Raw genomic sequence first — 16667 nt, 5'->3', positions numbered from 1 at the left:
ACAAAAACTCCATCTGGCGAATTAGACTCTCTCGTACTGTGCTGCCCACCGCGCGCGGCCCAACGCACAGAATGTCAGGGAGTTCGATGAGGAATCCAGTCCACCCGCCGGTTCCAGGCAGCGATGCCGCGGAGCTGCTGCAGAAGCGTGCCCTGGCCGGCCATGAACGCCTCGAATCCCTGCGCATTGGCGTGCCGGAAGATATCGTCGGGCTGCGCCGGCTGGTCCGGGAATCCTGGCAGCGTTCGGCGAGTCTCCAGGCCAACCCCGACGTCGCCGAAGCCCCCTTGGCGATGGACCGCGATGAGCTGGAGGAGTACCGCCGGCAGCACCCTTTGGCCACCATCATGCCCGTGATCAGGAAACTGCTGGTCCAGCCCAGCCATGACAGCGGACTTCTCGTGGCCGTGGGGGACGACGTCGGGCGGCTCTTGTGGGTGGACGGCGATCCGGTGATGCAGCGGCGGGCCGAAGGCATGATGTTCGTGGCCGGCGCCGACTGGTCCGAAGCCTCCGTTGGCACCAGCGCACCCGGCACGGCACTAGCCCTCGACCGGAGCATCCAGATCTCCGGAGCCGAACATTTCAAGCGCTCCGTCCATCCCTGGAGCTGTACCGCGGTTCCCTTCCACGATCCCGATTCCGGTGCAGTGCTGGGCGTTGTGGACATTACCGGGACAGAAACGGCCGTGGCGCCGCACACCCTGTCCCTGGTGGAGGCGACGGTCGCAGCAGCCCAGGCGCAGCTGCGGATTGAACGGCTGCAGCTCGCAGCCGCCGTTCGCGACAAACCACGACGCCGGAGCGCAGCCGCCGCTTCAAGCCCCGCTTTGTACCGCAACAGCCTGCAGTTGCTGGGGCGTGACCATGCCCTGCTCAGCATCGCCGGCCGGACGGTCTCCTTGTCCGCACGGCACAGCGAGATCCTGGCCATCCTGGGCAACCATCCGGATGGGCTGAGCGCCGATGACCTCTGCGCCTTGCTGTACCCGGGCGACGGTTCTTCCGTGACGCTCCGGGCGGAGATGGTGCGGCTCCGGAAAGTCATCCAGGAGATCAGCCCGGACGCGGTTCCCGAATCCCGCCCCTACAGGCTGCCGGTCGAGTTGCTTCCGGACTCCGGGCAGGTCCTCAATTGCCTGCAGCGCGGCGCCCACCGCATTGCCCTGGAAATCTACAAAGGTGCGCTTTTGCCGCGTTCGGAGGCACCCGGCGTCGTGCAGTTGCGGGAGCGGGTGTCCCACCTGCTGCGGGAAGCGCTGCTTAGCGACGGCAGCGTCGATTCGCTCCTCAAGTATGCGGAACTGCCCGAGGCGAAGTACGACGTCGACCTCCGCCTCGCCGTGCTGAAGCTGCTGCCGCCGCGCTCACCGAAGCGGGCGGCCGTGGTCGCCGATCTTGAGCGGATCGACGTCGAGTTGAAAGCGTGAGCTGACTCACACTGTTGCAACGTAGCTGCAACCCCCTGGCTCCTAGGCTCGGATCAATGGCGACAGCCACCGTGATTCGCAGCAAAGGAGCTAGCAATGACTGTTTATGCACAGCCGGGTGCCGAGGGTTCGAAGGTCACCTTCAAGGACCGCTACGAGAACTGGATCGGCGGCGAATGGGTTGCCCCGGTCAAGGGCGCCTACTTTGAGAACATCACCCCCGTGACGGGCAAGGCCTTCTGCGAAGTTGCCCGGGGGACGTCGGAGGACATCGAACTGGCGCTGGACGCAGCGCACAAGGTTGCACCGTCCTGGGGGAAAACCTCCGCCACCGAACGCGCAGCCATCCTGAACAAGATCGCCGACCGCATTGACGAGAACGTGGAGCTCCTGGCTGTTGCCGAGACCTGGGACAACGGCAAGCCCGTCCGCGAGACCTTGAACGCGGACATCCCGCTGGCCGCGGACCACTTCCGCTACTTCGCCTCCGCCGTCCGCGCCCAGGAAGGCCACCTCTCCCAGCTCGACGAGGACACCACGGCGTACCACTTCAAGGAGCCGTTGGGCGTTGTCGGCCAGATCATCCCGTGGAACTTCCCCATCCTCATGGCCGTGTGGAAGCTGGCCCCGGCGCTCGCAGCCGGCAACGCCGTGGTCCTGAAGCCGGCTGAGCAGACGCCGACGTCGATCCTGGTTTTGATGGAGCTCATCGGTGACCTGCTTCCGGCCGGCGTAGTAAACGTGGTCAATGGATTCGGTGTGGAAGCAGGCAAACCGCTGGCGTCCAGCCCCCGCATCCGCAAGATCGCCTTCACCGGCGAGACCACCACCGGCCGGCTGATCAGCCAGTATGCGTCCAACAACCTCATTCCGGTCACGCTGGAACTTGGCGGCAAGAGCCCGAACATCTTCTTCGACGACGTCGCCGCCCAGAACGATGCTTTCTACGACAAAGCGCAGGAAGGGTTCACGCTCTTCGCCTTCAACCAGGGCGAAGTCTGCACCTGCCCGTCCCGCGCACTCGTTCAGGAAGGTATCTACGACTCCTTCATGACCGACGTCGTGGCCCGGACCAACAAGATCATCCAGGGCAACCCTTTGGACACCGACACCCAGATCGGCGCCCAGGCCTCCAACGACCAGTTGGAGAAGATCCTCTCCTACATCGACATCGGAAAGCAGGAGGGCGCCAAGGTCCTCACCGGCGGGGCCCGGGCAGAGCTGTCAGGCGACCTGGCCGGCGGCTACTACGTCCAGCCCACCATCTTCGAAGGCCACAACCGGATGCGGATCTTCCAGGAGGAAATCTTCGGCCCGGTGGTGTCCGTGACCAAGTTCAGCGACTACAACGACGCCATCGGCATCGCCAACGACACCCTCTATGGTCTTGGTGCCGGCGTCTGGTCGCGCAACGGAAATGTCGCCTACCGCGCGGGCCGGGAAATCCAGGCCGGCCGTGTGTGGGTCAACAACTACCACGCCTACCCGGCAGGTGCCGCTTTCGGTGGCTACAAGTCCTCAGGTATTGGCCGTGAAAACCACGCCATGATGCTGGACCACTACCAGCAGACCAAGAACCTCCTGGTCAGCTACAACGAGAACAAGCTCGGCTTCTTCTAAGAGTTTTTGTACAGCGGATGCCCTTATGGAGCGGACTTAGGGGCATCAGCTGTACAAAAACTCCCATCATTCGTACAGATCAAAGGAGATCGTCAATGACCACCACTATGCAAGCAGCAGTAGTCACTGAATTCGGAACCGACCTGAAGGTCATGGAGGTCGAACGCCCGACGCCGGGTCCCGGCCAGGCGCTGGTCCGCCTCATTACGTCGGGGGTATGTCATACCGACCTGCACGCCGCCGAAGGCGACTGGCCCGTCAAGCCGACACCACCGTTTATTCCCGGGCACGAGGGTGTCGGCGAAGTGGTAGCCCTCGGCGAAGGGGTCACGGACGTGGCGGTCGGCGACCTCGTGGGCAATGCCTGGCTGTGGTCGGCCTGCGGAGACTGCCAGTACTGCCGGACGGGGTGGGAAACCCTGTGCGAGTCGCAACAGAACGGCGGCTACAGTGTGGATGGCTCGTTCGGTGAATACATGCTGGTGGACACCCGCTTCGCTGCCCGCATCCCGGCAGGCTCGGATCCGGTGGAGGTTGCACCCGTGCTCTGCGCCGGCGTCACGGTGTACAAGGGCTTGAAGATGACCGAGGCCAGGCCGGGGCAGTGGGTCACCATCTCCGGCATTGGCGGCCTGGGGCACATCGCCGTCCAGTACGCAGTGGCAATGGGTCTGCGGGTGGCAGCGGTGGACATTGCCGACGACAAACTGGCGCTCGCCAAGGAGCATGGTGCCGAGTTGACGGTCAATGCACTGCATGAGGACCCGGCGGAGGTCATCCAGCGTGAAACGGGCGGCTGCCATGGCGTGCTGGTCACAGCCGTGCACCCTTCGGCGTTCGGACAAGCCATTGGCATGGCCCGGCGCGGTGGAACGATCGTCTTCAACGGCCTTCCGCCCGGAGATTTCCCGGCGCCGATCTTCGAGATTGTCCTCAAGGGCCTCACGGTCAGGGGATCGATCGTGGGCACCAGGCAGGACCTCGAGGAAGCGCTGGAGTTCTATGCCCAGGGGAAGATCAAGCCAACGGTGTCCACCCGGGAGCTCTCGGAAGTCAACGCAGTCTTCGACGAGATGAAGCACGCCAAGATCGACGGCCGAGTGGTTCTGAAGTTCTGATGAACGCCAACATGTCCCAGGACATCCTGGAAGCTTCGGTGACGCTGCCCGGGGAGGACTTCTCCCGGGTGGCGCTCACCGGAGCATCCGTGGAGCTGCTCCTCAAACTCTGGGAGCAGCACGGCCCTTTGATGTTCCACCAATCGGGCGGCTGCTGCGACGGCTCAGCTCCCATGTGCTACCCGGCGGGGGAGTTCTTGACAGGTGACTCCGACGTTCTCCTTGGGCGGTTCGACCTCGGGCCCGATGGAAATGCCAAACCACTGGAGTTCTGGATGTCCAAGGAGCAATTCAATTACTGGTCCCACACCCACCTCACCGTGGATGTGGTTCCGGGCCGAGGCAGTGGGTTCTCCGTTGAGTCTCCCGAGGGGAAGCGATTCCTGATCCGATCAACGCTCATGGACTGGGACGTGCCAAGCATTTAGGGTGGGTGGCTGGTGTGATGAGGGTTACGGGCCCTCATCACACCAGTCACACCTGTCACGCGAATTCGGTAGGCGTCTCACTATCTGGGATAAATATGGCCGTCCATTGGTCGGACACTATTCTTGATGAGTCCTATACCACCCCCATCCAGAATGTGGCATTTTTATGAACATTTTCAGGACCAAGTCGATTGAGCAGTCGATCGCCGATTCCGACGAGCCTGGTCGCAAGCTCAAGCGCAGCCTGAGCACGTGGGACCTCATGATCATGGGCGTCGCCGTCGCTGTCGGCGCCGGTATCTTCTCGGTGGGCGCGAAGGCTGCCGCCAACTTTGCCGGCCCCGCCGTCACTATTTCCTTTGCCATCGCAGCAGTCACCTGCGCGTTGGCCATCATGTGCTACGCGGAGTTCGCGACCGCAATTCCCGTTGCCGGTTCCGCCTACGTCTTCACGTACGCCACCATGGGCGAAGTCCTTGCCTGGATCATCGGCTGGAACCTCATCCTCGAACTTTTCACCGCCGCGGCAGTGATCGCCAAGTACTGGGGCATCTACCTCAGTACGGTGTTTGGCTTGATGGGCGTGGAGATGCCGCCCTCGATCAGTGTGTTTGGCGTTGACCTTTACTGGGGCGCCTTCCTCATCGTCGCGATCTTCACCGTGCTGCTGGTGCTGGGGACAAAGTTGTCCGCCCGCGTTGGCAACGTCTTCACGATGATCAAGATCGCTGTAGTGCTGTTCGTGATCGTAGTGGGCTTCAGCTACGTGAAGTTCTCCAACTACACACCCTTTGTTCCGGCCTCCGAACCGACTGCCGGAACGGGCGCGGCCGATGTCATGAAGCAGTCCTTCTTTGGCTTCCTGACCGGTGCTGCTCCGGCCCAGTACGGAACGCTTGGCATCTTCGCAGGCGCTGCCTTGGTCTTCTTCGCCTTCATCGGCTTCGACGTGGTGGCCACCTCCGCCGAGGAGGTCAAGAACCCGCAGAAGACCCTGCCCCGGGGCATCTTCGGCGGCCTGGCGCTGGTGACATTGCTCTACATCCTGGTCTCCCTCGCCCTCACGGGAATGGTTTCCTACACGCAGCTGGCCGAAGTCAAGAACCCCACCCTGACCACGGCTTTCGAAGCTGTGGGCAACACTGACGCCGCCAAGGTCATCGCTTTCGGTTCCCTGGTAGGCCTCACCACCGTCATCATGGTGCTCCTCATGGGCTTGTCCCGCGTGGTGCTTGCCATGAGCAGAGACGGTCTGCTGCCCCGCTCCCTTTCCAAGACCAGCGAGAAGCGCTCCACCCCGGCCCGCCTGCAGATCATCTGCGGTGCCGCCGTGGCGATCGTGGCAGGTGTGACCAAGGTGGACCTCCTGGAGGAAATGATCAACATCGGAACGCTGTCCGCGTTCGTGATGGTCTCCCTGGGCATCCTTGTGCTCCGCAAGAAGCGCCCCGACCTCAAGCCGGCGTTCCGCGTTCCGTTCGGCAAGGTCCTGCCCTGGGTCTCCGCCGTACTGTGCGTCTACCTCATGACCAACCTGGCCGTGGAAACCTGGATCTTCTTCGCGATCTGGCTGGTGATCGGCATGGTGATCTACTTCTCCTACGGCCAGCGTCACTCGCGGCTCAACGATAAGTTCGCAGCCGCCAAAGCCGCTGTCGCAGGCGGCGGCAAGACCACCGGCGACGAGGACGAAGACACCTTCACCAAGGTCTGACCCATCGCTGCTGCTTGTCAGGCAGCTGCTTTTGTCATAGCTCAAGGGGAACGCCCGGGAACCGCTGGTTTCCGGGCGTTTTCTGTTTCCGGGAGCGCACCCGTCCAGAGGGCCCTTCACTGGGCGCCAGCCTTGGGACCCTAGCCCTCACAGCGCTGGCCCCAACGCCACCAGCCCTCACGGCGCCGCGTACTCACTGACCCACTCCACCAGGGGCCTCAGCGTCTCCCAGCGGAAGGCAATCTCATCCTTGGCCGCTGCGGTGGACAACCACGCCGGCTGCCCGACTTCCACTCCGGCCGACAGGGACTTGTGCTTTAGCAGCTCCGCCCGCGGATGGTCCTTGTCAAAGCCGCGGGGAACGGTTTTGAGTTTTTCCCCTTCAATCGCAAAACCAGCAGCGGAGACGGCGTCGGTGATCTGTTGCAGCGCCAGGCCACTGTCCGGCGCGTCGACTGCGGCCCGGTAGCGTGCCAACTGGGCGGGCGTGTGGGAGTGGTAGCCCCCACCGATCAGGAGACCGTCGGCGCTGATCTGCACGTAATAGCCAACGCCCTCCCGTGTGGCTGCGAAGGCTCCCTGGGCCGTTTTATAGGGTGACTTGTCCTGGGAGAACCTGATGTCCCGGTTGGGGCGGAAGATCTTTGCGGGCCCGAACCTCGGCTCCAATTCCGCGAGGAGAGCCGTCAGCGGCTCCCTGACCTCGGCGTCGTATGTCGCTTTATGCTCCAGCCACCACTCGCGGTTGTTGTTCTCTTCAAGGTCCTCGTAGAAGCGGAAAGCGGCTGCCTGAATGCCTTCAAATGTGTTCATACAGGGATCCTATGGAGCGGCATGAGGGCGCAGCCATAGCTGGAGGCTGCTATGTGGAAACAAGGGCTATGTGGAAAACAAAAAGAACACCCCGCCGCGGAGTGGATCCGCGGCGGGGTGTTCCTGGAAGTGCTTGGAGCAAAGACGCTTAGAGCTTGTTGGCTGCTTCGGCGTCGGACTCGGTCTGGCCTGCGCCCAGGTTGGCACGGAGCTTGGCGCCGAGGTCGGCGTCAACGTTCGTCCAGTACTGGATGGCGCGTTCCTTGATGTCGGCGTTCTTCACGCCGCCAACAGCACCGGTGATGGTGTCCAGGAGGCGGGCCTTGGCGGCGTCATCGTAGACCTCGCGGTACAGGGTACCGGCCTGGCCGAAGTCGTCATCCTCAGCGTGCAGGGTGTGGGCGGAGAGGGTGAGCTCGCCGTCGTTCTCCCAGCCACCGGCGGGGGAGGTCGGCTCGACAGCAGCCGGGCCACCAACGGAGTTCGGTGCGTAAACCGGGGTGGACGGAGCGTTGAACAGGTAACGTCCCTGGCCATCCTGGCTGTAGTTGTTGACCTGGTTCTTGGGCTGGTTCACCGGGATCTGCGCGTGGTTGGTGCCAACGCGGTAGCGGTGTGCATCGGCGTAGGAGAAGATGCGGGCCTGCAGCATCTTGTCCGGGGAAGCAGCGATGCCCGGCACGAAGTTCGACGGCGCGAAGGTGGCCTGCTCGATCTGCGCGAAGTAGTTCTCCGGGTTCTTGTTCAGCTCCATGGTGCCCACGTGGATCAGCGGGTAGTCGGAGTGCGGCCACACCTTTGTGAGGTCGAACGGGTTGAAGCGGTACGTCTTGGCATCCTCGTACGGCATGACCTGAACGTGGAGTTCCCACGACGGGAAGTTGCCGGCCTCGATGTTCTCGGAGAGGTCGCGGATGTAGAAGTCTGCATCCGAACCGGCCAGCTCTTCAGCCTGGTCACCAGTGATGGTCTTGACGCCCTGGTTGGACTTGAAGTGGTACTTGACCCAGAAACGCTCGCCGGCGGCGTTGATCCACTGGTAGGTGTGCGAACCGTAGCCCTGCATTTCACGCCAGGAAGCCGGCAGGCCACGGTCGCCCATGAGCCAGGTGACCTGGTGTGCGGACTCGGGGGAGAGGGTCCAGAAGTCCCACTGCATGTCAGCGTCACGCAGGTGGGTACCCGGGAGGCGCTTCTGGGAGTGGATGAAGTCCGGGAACTTGATGCCGTCGCGGATGAAGAAGACGGGGGTGTTGTTGCCCACGAGGTCGTAGTTGCCCTCGGAGGTGTAGAACTTCACGGCGAAACCGCGGGGATCGCGCCACGTGTCGGGAGAACCGTTCTCGCCTGCAACGGAGGAGAAACGGATCAGCATGTCCGTCTCGACACCCGGCTGCAGGAAAGCAGCCTTGGTGTAGGCAGAAACGTCAGAGGTGGTCTTGAAGGTACCGAAAGCTCCGCCGCCCTTGGCGTGCACTACGCGCTCCGGGACCCGCTCGCGGTTGAACTGGGCGAGCTTTTCCACCAGGTAGTGGTCGGTCAGGATGATGGCACCGTCAGCGCCGACGGACTTCGAGTGCGCGTCGGACGTAACGGGGGCACCTGACTGGGTCGTTGAAATGGCAGTCATTGTTCTCCTTTTTCCTATTTCTGAGTTACTGAAGTATTTACGGGAAGCTGTTGTTTGGCCTGGCAATCCTGGCAGATGCCTTGGTAAAGGACGTCTGCGATCTGTATTGTCATGGGCTTGGAATTTTCGTTCCAGTGCGGTGTGAGGCACGGTGCGTGGCCCACTGCGCAGTCCACGTCCTCCACCTTGCCGCAGCTGATGCAGACGGCGTGGTGGTGGTTGTCGCCTACCCGGGTTTCGTAGAGCGCCGGGGAGTGCGGGGGTTCAAAGCGGCGCAGCATCTGCAAATCCGTAAGGTCGCTGAGCACTACATAAACGGACTGCGCCGTCAGTTCAGGCAGTTCCTGGCGGGCAGCGGCAAGGATGCCTTCTGCCGGGGAGTGCGGATGGTGCTGGACTGCGGCCAGCACTGCCAGCCGCTGTTTGGTTACACGCCTGCCGTGGGCATGCAGGGCCGCGGCCCATGCTTGCTGCTCAGCAGTGTGATCTGTCATGCATTCATTCAAACACTTATTTTGATAAGTTCACAATAAGGCAAGGCTAACTTCCGGTGAACGAAACAATTCCACTACCGGGTTGAGTTCTTCCGCGGCCGAGCGGCCGAGCGCATGCACCCGCAATGGCGTTCCCGGGGTCAGCGACTCCACGGCCAGGCAACTGAACCCGCTGACGCCACCGGACAGCGGCAGCGCGCCCAGCGATGCACCGATCGCCAAAAGGTCAGCAGGCAGGAAGTCCCGAACTGAGGCTACGCGGCTCACGGGCTCCATGACGGTATGGCGCTCACCCGCAGGAATCGTCCGTACCAGCACTGCGGGGTCCGGAACAGGTTCGACGGCGGCCCTGGCCGCGTCTGCGGACGCCAGGATCGCGTCGGGCAGCTCGCGGCGCAGTGACTCACGGATCGCCTCGTCGGTCGCCTCCAGTTCGGACTCGGGGAGGGCCACCCGACGGTGCGCCGGCAGCGAGAGCTGAAGTCCCGGCGTCGTGGTTTCGCCAGCCCAGCGTCCAAAAAGATGGAACGTCGGAGTTGACGATTCAGCCACAGGTTCACCCAGCCCGGCTCCCAGCGGATGCCACTGATGGGCGAACATGACGGCGCAGTGCTCGACGCCCAGGACCTTCGCCAAGGCGGCGCGTGCCAGATGGTGGCAAAAAAGCCAGTCAGTTGCGGATGGGAGCGCGAAATCCGTGGACGGATCAGACAACCTGACCACTACGTGCGCGGCTGTGAGGGGATGACGTGGCCGGGCGATCTCCCAAAAGCCCGAACGGTACAACAGTCGTCGTGACATGACCATGTCAACTCCTTCCCCGGGGTGAGCCTACCAAGCCGTGGCGCTGGTTAGGGTTGGACGGTGGCAAAACTACTGGCAGACATCACTCCGATCAAGGAGAGTCCTGCTTTTCGTCGTCTCTGGCTGGGGGCGTCCGTTGCCGCCATCGGCACCCAACTGACCCTCGTGGCTGTCAGCCTGGAGGTGTACCGGCTCACCCAGGAAAGTTTCTACGTGGGGCTCCTGGGTATCTTCGCGTTGGTTCCCCTGGTCATTGCCGGCCTCTACGGTGGATCCATCTCCGATGCCTACGACCGACGCAAAGTGGCCTTGATTGCGTCCCTCGTCTTATGGGCTTCCACGGCCGGCCTGGCACTGCAGGCGTGGCTGGGTCTGGGCAACATTTGGGTTCTTTATGCGTTGGTAGCCATCCAAAGCGGAGCGCAAGGCATCAACGGCCCGGCCCGGAGCGCCATCATTCCACTCCTGGTCCGCAAGGACCTGCTGCCCGCGGCCAACGCCTTGAGCATGCTGACCTTTGGCCTCTCGATGACCGCCGGACCACTCCTGGCCGGGGTACTCGTGGCAACCATCGGCTTCGGGTGGACCTACACGATTGACGTCATCAGCTTCACCTTCGCGCTGTGGGGACTTTTCAGGCTTCCGCCGCTGCCGCCCTCCAAGGATGCCGTCCGGCCCGGGTTCCGCTCCGTGGTGGAGGGCTTCCGGTTCCTGGGCGGGCGGCCCAACGTCCGCATGACCTTCATCATCGACCTCATCGCCATGATCTGCGCGCAACCCCGGGCCCTGATGCCCGCCATTGGCGCCGTGATGATCGGTGGAGGCGAAACCACCGTGGGTGTGCTGCTCGCTTCCACGGCTGTGGGAGCGTTCCTTGCGGGCCTCTTCTCTGGTCCGTTGGGAAGGGTACGCCGCCAGGGCAGCGCCGTGGTGTGGTCCGTGATGGGGTGGGGCGCCTCAATTGCCGGCTTTGGGCTGGTGGTGCTCCTTGCAGGTGACGCCGGACGCAATGGAACCACGCCGTGGCTGATACCGGCTGCGCTCTGCTGTGCGCTCGCAGGTATTTCGGATTCCGTAAGTGCCGTTTTCAGGACCACGATTCTCCAAGCTGCTACCCCGGACCATCTCCGCGGGCGGTTGCAAGGGGTGTTCATCGTGGTGGTAGCTGGCGGACCCCGGGTGGGAGACATGCTTGCCGGTGGAGTGACACAGTTCCTCAGCGAGGGCGGGGTGCTGTTGCTGGGTGGAGTCCTGTGCATTGCCCTGGCATGGCTCGCTTCCCGACTCCAACCCGGCTTCGTCGCCTACGATTCAAAGCATCCGGTGCCCTGAGCAGGCGGGGGCCAAGCCAGGAACCGGCGCCTGGGCCCGGAACAGGCGGACCGGCGTCGGCGTTAAACGAAGCAAAGCCCCTGCAAGAGCTGAAGAAAGAGAACGAGAGCAACGTGCATAAACACAACAATGGACTCAAGACCGCGGCACTCTTCGGTGTGCTGTGGGCGGTGTTGTTGGGTTTGGGCGCCATCATTGCCTCAGGAACCCGGAGCACCGCCCCCATCTGGATCATGGCCCTGATCGGCGTGGGCACCACAGCGTACGGCTATTGGAACAGCGACAAGATCGCCATTCGATCCATGGCTGCCTACCCGGTCACTGAGGCCCAGGCTCCCCAGCTGTACCAGATCGTCAGGGAGCTGTCCGTGCGGGCGAACAAGCCCATGCCACGGATCTACCTTTCACCCACCATGACACCCAACGCCTTCGCCACCGGCCGGAACCCCAAGAACGCCGCTGTCTGCTGCACCGAAGGCATCCTGCACCTGCTGGACGCCCGGGAACTCAGGGGCGTGCTGGGCCATGAGCTGATGCACGTGTACAACCGCGACATCCTGACGTCGTCCGTGGCCGCGGCTGTGGCCGGCGTCATCACATCCGTGGGCCAGATGCTGCTGATCTTCGGAGGCGGCGACCGGCGCAATGCGAACCCCCTGGCGACCATTGCCATGGCGCTGCTGGCACCATTTGCGGCCTCGCTCATCCAGATGGCGATCTCCCGCACCCGTGAATTCGACGCGGACGAGGATGGCGCCCAGCTCACCGGGGACCCGCTGGCACTGGCCTCGGCGCTGCGCAAGATCGAGTCCGGGGTGAGCCAGTTGCCGCTTCCGCAGGACCAGAGGCTGGTCAACGCCTCGCACCTCATGATCGCCAACCCGTTCCGTGGCGGCGGCATGCGGCGCATGTTCTCCACCCACCCGCCCATGAAGGAACGCATCAGCCGACTGGAGGGAATGGCAGGGCGCCCGCTCGCATGACGTGCTCGCAGGGACTGCTACGCAAACAGTCCTTCGCCGATGAACCCGCCGGCCTGCACCCCGGGAGGAACCGCAAACAAACCCGATCCGGTGTGCTTCAGGTACTCCACGGACAACGTGTCGCCCTTGGCCATTGCCAGTTGCATGGGCACGTAGTGCGTCCGCGGATCCTTCACGAAAGCGATGAAGAAGAGACCGGCATCCAGATGCCCCAGCCCATCCGAACCGTCCGTGAAGTTGTAACCTCGGCGGAGCATCCGCACGCCGTTGTTCTGGTCCGGGTGGGCCAGCCGCATGTGCGAGTCCATGGGAATCAGCGGCTCGCCATTGCGGCCCGCCATGGCAAAGTCCGGTGTGCTGAACTCATCGCCGCCTGACAAAGGAGCACCGACGCCCTTGGTGCGCCCAATCAGCCCCTCCTGTTCACGCAGTGAGGTGCGGTCCCAGATCTCAATGTGCATCTGGATCCGGCGGGCCACCAGATAGCTGCCGCCTGCCATCCACTGCTCGGATGCAGGGCCGCCAGGGGCCACCCACACGTGCTCGTCCAGCAGCGCGTTGTCCTCGACCTTGAGGTTGTTGGTGCCGTCCTTGAAACCGAAGAGGTTGCGGGGAGTCACCTGTGCCCGGGACGTTGAGGAGGTGCGCCCGAATCCGAGCTGGGACCAACGGACGCGGACCTTTCCGAATCCGATTCTCGCCAGGTTGCGGATGGCGTGCACCGCAACCTGCGGATCATCGGCGCAGGCCTGGACTACTATGTCTCCGCCTGTGCGCCCGGGCTGGAGGTCGTCGCCCGGGAAGTGGGGGAGGTCGATCAGAGCTTCGGGTCGCCGCCCGTCCAGGCCGAACCGAACCTTGCCGTCCTTTTCGAACAGTCCGGCACCAAAACCAAACGTCAGGGTCAGTTTCGACGCCGCCAGGTCCAAGGCCTCGCCGGTGTCCTCCGGCGGGGCGTCATAAGGTCCATCGACGGCGCCGGTCTTGCCGGTGGGGTCCCCGGCCGCCATCGCCTGCGCCGCGGCAGTCCAGTCCTTCAGGAGCTTGATGAGTTCCTTGCGGTCCTCGGTGGTGACATCGAACGCGGCCATGTGGAGACGGTCCTGGGCAGGGGTCGTGATGCCTGCCTGATGGTCTCCGAAGAACGGAACTACCGCTTCTCCGGCGGCCGGAACGGAGGCAGATGCTGCGGATGCCGTCACGGCGTCGTGGCCCAGGAAGCCGGCGGCCAGGCCGGCAACGGCTCCGGCCCCGCCCACGCCCGCCAGTGACAGCAGGCCACGGCGGGACATCCGGGGGGTGACGGTTTCAGCGGTAGCCGCTGTGCCGCCGTCGGACGCCCCTCGGGAGGTTACGACGTCGTTCGGCTCACCGGAACGCTCGACGCCGGCGGCGTCACCGGTGTGCCCGAAGGGGCAGCCGCTCACAGGACCACGGCTGAGGTGAGCTTGGAAAGGGGCTCACCCAGCGAGTCAACCAGCGAAGCCAAACCCTGGACCTGCTCCGGGCTGAGCTCGTTGTAGTAGGCAAAGCCGTCGCCCTTTGCGTGCTTCTTCAGTTCGGCCTGCAGCGCCGCGAACTTTTCATCCAAGGACTTGGAGAGCTCTGCGTCTTTCTGCTCCAGGGCCGGCTTCAGGCTCTCGAAGGCGATGCGGGCGCCGTCAACATTGGCCTGGAAGTCCCAGAGATCCGTGTGCGACCAGATTTCTTCTTCGCCGGTGACCTTGCCGGTGGCCACTTCATCCAGGAGTTCCTTGGCGCCATTGCCCAGCTTGTCCGCAGTGAGCTCCACGGTACGGGTGCGGGTGGCGAGGTCCTCGGTGTCGGCGACCAACTGCTTGGAGATGGCGGTGCGCTCAGCAACGGTCATGGCCGTGTAGCCTGCGGGCGGGAAGAGGTCCTTTTCGGCGCGGTGCCATCCGGTCCATTCCTGTCCGGGCTCAAGGTCGGCTTCGCGGGCATCCAACTTGGGGTCGAGGTCGCCGAAGGATTCAGCCACCGGCTCGATCCGTTCCCAGTGCATGCGGGTGGCTGCGTAAAGCTCGCGTGCCTTCGCGGCATCACCGGCTGTAAAAGCGTCGGCGAATGCCTTGGTGCCGGTGACGAGCTGTTCGGTCTGGTCCTTGACGTAGGCGGCGTACTGCTGGGTGCCGGTGTCCAGGAGCTTCTGGAAATCGGCGTCGACGCTGGGCTTGTTGCCGGACTCGGTGACCTCGAAGGAAGCGCGGATGCCATCGCCCTGCATGCCGGGCTTGCACGCGGTGTTGTACTTGCCGGCCGGGGCCGTGACCACCAGGTTGCGGGTGATCCCGGGTCCGATGTTCTCCACTTCGCCCAGGATGCGCAGGCCGTCTTCTGCCAGCAGGTAGAACTCCGTGACCTCGGTGCCTTCGTTCTTCACCGCGAAGGTGAGGTTGCCGCTGGGTGCGGTGGCAGCGGAAACCTTGCACTCGTTGGCCGTGCTGCTGACCTGGATGGGGCCATCCGCGGCGGCTGTGGTCTTCGTGTTGTCAGTGCAACCGGCGAGGACCAGGGGTACGGCCGCGGCCGCGCCGATCACGGCAAGGGTATTGCGGAGTTTCGTTGAAACGGGCATGGGTGAATCCTTTGTCTATGAACGGGCGCACGGCGGTGTGCCTGAAGGCGTAAGGGGAGACAGCCTTAGGGCTGTGCTGCGACTGCGGGAGCTGGGATGGTGCCGGCGGCTTTGGGACGGGAGGAACGGTTGGCCCGGATGTACAGGGACAGCACGGGGATCACGTACAGCAGCCAGGCTGCCGCTTCCAGCCACGTGGTGGCGGGGGAGAAGTTGAGGGTGCCTTTCAGCAGGGTGCCGTACCAGGACGACGGCGGGATGGCGGCTGAGACATCGAAGGCCAGGTTGTGCAGTCCCGGGAGGATGCCGGCTTCCTGGAGGTCGTGGACACCGTAGGCCAGTACGCCGCCGGCGATGATGATGAGGCCGACTCCGGTCCAGGTGAAGAAGCGGCCCAGGTTGACCTTCAGGACACCCCGGTGCAGCAGATAACCCAGCCCGGCGGCCGCGACCAGGCCGAGCAGCGCACCGAGCAGGGGGAGGGTTGTTTCGCCTGTGGCTTGGGCTGCAGCCCAGATGAAGAGGGCAGTTTCCAGCCCTTCCCGGCCCACGGCCAGTGCCGCCACGAGCACGAGGCCCCATGCGGCGCCGTCGGCCGCTTTGTCCACTTGGGAGCGCAGCTCGCCGCCGAGGCTGCGGGCGGTCTTGGCCATCCAGAAGACCATCCAGGTCACCAGTGCCACTGCAATGATGGAGAGCCCGCCGCCGATTGCTTCCTGGGCCTCGAACGTCAGCCCGCGGGGGCCGAAGGTCAGCAGTGCGCCGAAGCCGAGGGAGATGCCCATCGCGATTCCCACGCCGATCCAGAGGCGGGGAATCAGGTGCCGCCGTCCGGTCTTGATGAGGTAAGCCATCAGTAGGACCACGATGAGGGAGGCCTCCAGGCCTTCGCGCAGTCCGATCAGGAAGTTGGCGGTCATGGTGAGTGTTCTTTCGCTAAGGGGAGCCGTACTTAGGCTCGCCTAAGGAAGAAGAATACTGTGCCGCGGCTATTACGCAAACTAATCGTGCTCTAATTTTCCCGTCCATTACGACAGTCGCTGTAGTTACAGGCAACGAAAAAGCCGGGACGCGCTGCCCCGTGGGGCGTGCATCCCGGCTTTGGCGCGCCCTGGCCAATGCCGGGCGACCGCTTGGTTAGCTGCGGAAGTTCACGAACTGGAGGTCGGCCTCTTCGAACTTCTTGAGGATGTTCATGGTTTCCTGAAGGTCGTCGCGGGACTTGGAGGTAACGCGGAGTTCGTCGCCCTGGATCTGGGACTTGACGGACTTGGGGGCTTCATCGCGGATGATCTTGTTGATCTTCTTGGCGATGTCCTGGGCGATGCCTTCTTTGATGGTGCACTCCAGGCGGAATTCCTTGCCCGAGGGGTAGGGCTCGCCCTGGTCGAGGGACTTCAGGGAGATGCCGCGCTTGATGAGCTTGGACTGGAAGACGTCCAGGACTGCAAGGACGCGGTCCTCCGAGTTGGCCTTCATGAGGATCTTTTCGCCGCTGAAGTCGATCTCCGCGCCGACGCCCTTGAAGTCGTATCGCTGCGCGATTTCCTTCTGGGACTGGTTCAGTGCGTTGGCGACCTCTTGCTTGTCTACCTTGCTGACGACGTCGAATGTGGATTCGCCTGCCATGACTCTCCTTAGGTTGGGGGCCCTGTGAGGGCGGGTTGGGTCTGGCATCCAGCCTAGTACGGAAGCCGGCACTTGG

At 63.5% G+C, this 16667-nt stretch carries 15 protein-coding genes; 7 read left to right on the top strand and 8 right to left on the bottom strand.

The window, feature by feature from the left end:
- The first annotated feature begins 86 nt into the window (after positions 1-86).
- The 5 genes from PYR64_RS14135 to PYR64_RS14115 all read left to right on the top strand — a co-directional run bounded on the left by PYR64_RS14135 (position 87) and on the right by PYR64_RS14115 (position 6310).
- Complete coding sequence (locus PYR64_RS14135; protein ID WP_275775805.1) at positions 87-1430, top strand: helix-turn-helix domain-containing protein; 1344 nt, start codon at positions 87-89, stop codon at positions 1428-1430.
- Between the two features lie 96 nt (positions 1431-1526).
- The gene (locus tag PYR64_RS14130; RefSeq protein WP_018776796.1) at positions 1527-3050 is read left to right on the top strand and encodes an aldehyde dehydrogenase family protein; all 1524 of its coding nucleotides are present in this window, start codon (positions 1527-1529) and stop codon (positions 3048-3050) included.
- A 95-nt stretch (positions 3051-3145) separates the two neighbouring features.
- Positions 3146-4168, top strand: coding sequence for an alcohol dehydrogenase AdhP (gene adhP, locus PYR64_RS14125; protein ID WP_179128300.1), 1023 nt, complete (start codon positions 3146-3148; stop codon positions 4166-4168).
- Between the two features lie 11 nt (positions 4169-4179).
- On the top strand, positions 4180-4596 hold the full coding sequence (locus PYR64_RS14120) for a DUF779 domain-containing protein (RefSeq protein ID WP_026267023.1): 417 nt from the start codon (positions 4180-4182) through the stop codon (positions 4594-4596).
- Between the two features lie 166 nt (positions 4597-4762).
- Entirely contained in the window at positions 4763-6310 is a 1548-nt protein-coding gene (locus PYR64_RS14115) for an amino acid permease (RefSeq protein WP_064721541.1), read from the top strand.
- Between the two features lie 177 nt (positions 6311-6487).
- Here PYR64_RS14115 and PYR64_RS14110 read toward each other — a convergent pair whose 3' ends face one another.
- From PYR64_RS14110 to PYR64_RS14095, 4 genes are all read right to left on the bottom strand, one after another.
- Complete coding sequence (locus tag PYR64_RS14110) at positions 6488-7123, bottom strand: DUF2461 domain-containing protein (RefSeq protein ID WP_275775801.1); 636 nt, start codon at positions 7121-7123, stop codon at positions 6488-6490.
- A 148-nt stretch (positions 7124-7271) separates the two neighbouring features.
- A complete protein-coding gene (locus PYR64_RS14105; RefSeq protein ID WP_018776791.1) occupies positions 7272-8753 on the bottom strand; it encodes a catalase in 1482 nt (493 codons plus the stop codon).
- A gap of 14 nt (positions 8754-8767) precedes the next feature.
- The gene (locus tag PYR64_RS14100) at positions 8768-9247 is read right to left on the bottom strand and encodes a Fur family transcriptional regulator (RefSeq protein WP_018776790.1); all 480 of its coding nucleotides are present in this window, start codon (positions 9245-9247) and stop codon (positions 8768-8770) included.
- Positions 9248-9277: 30 nt separating this feature from the next.
- Positions 9278-10048 carry a hypothetical protein gene (locus PYR64_RS14095; protein WP_231949039.1) on the bottom strand — a complete coding sequence of 257 codons (771 nt, stop codon included), beginning with the start codon at positions 10046-10048 and terminating at the stop codon, positions 9278-9280.
- Between the two features lie 63 nt (positions 10049-10111).
- Between PYR64_RS14095 and PYR64_RS14090 the strand changes: the two genes are divergently transcribed.
- Together PYR64_RS14090 and htpX are read left to right on the top strand one after the other, a co-directional pair.
- Positions 10112-11383: an MFS transporter gene (locus tag PYR64_RS14090; protein ID WP_275775797.1), complete on the top strand. Its 1272-nt coding sequence runs from the start codon at positions 10112-10114 to the stop codon at positions 11381-11383.
- Between the two features lie 113 nt (positions 11384-11496).
- On the top strand, positions 11497-12366 hold the full coding sequence (gene htpX, locus PYR64_RS14085) for a zinc metalloprotease HtpX (protein WP_039242510.1): 870 nt from the start codon (positions 11497-11499) through the stop codon (positions 12364-12366).
- A 17-nt stretch (positions 12367-12383) separates the two neighbouring features.
- Here htpX and efeB read toward each other — a convergent pair whose 3' ends face one another.
- The 4 genes from efeB to PYR64_RS14065 form a co-directional block, all read right to left on the bottom strand.
- Positions 12384-13793: an iron uptake transporter deferrochelatase/peroxidase subunit gene (efeB, locus tag PYR64_RS14080; protein WP_275775794.1), complete on the bottom strand. Its 1410-nt coding sequence runs from the start codon at positions 13791-13793 to the stop codon at positions 12384-12386.
- The gene (efeO, locus tag PYR64_RS14075) at positions 13790-14962 is read right to left on the bottom strand and encodes an iron uptake system protein EfeO (RefSeq protein WP_189075287.1); all 1173 of its coding nucleotides are present in this window, start codon (positions 14960-14962) and stop codon (positions 13790-13792) included. Before efeO ends, efeB begins: the two co-directional genes overlap by 4 nt.
- A 65-nt stretch (positions 14963-15027) precedes the next feature.
- On the bottom strand, positions 15028-15882 hold the full coding sequence (efeU, locus tag PYR64_RS14070) for an iron uptake transporter permease EfeU (protein WP_039242499.1): 855 nt from the start codon (positions 15880-15882) through the stop codon (positions 15028-15030).
- A 217-nt stretch (positions 15883-16099) separates the two neighbouring features.
- Positions 16100-16591: a YajQ family cyclic di-GMP-binding protein gene (locus PYR64_RS14065; protein ID WP_018776783.1), complete on the bottom strand. Its 492-nt coding sequence runs from the start codon at positions 16589-16591 to the stop codon at positions 16100-16102.
- Positions 16592-16667 lie beyond the last annotated feature (76 nt).

Source organism: Paenarthrobacter sp. Y-19 (genome assembly GCF_029223985.1).
GTDB lineage: Bacteria > Actinomycetota > Actinomycetes > Actinomycetales > Micrococcaceae > Arthrobacter > Arthrobacter nicotinovorans.
This window is presented reverse-complemented; position numbering and strand designations above follow the sequence as displayed.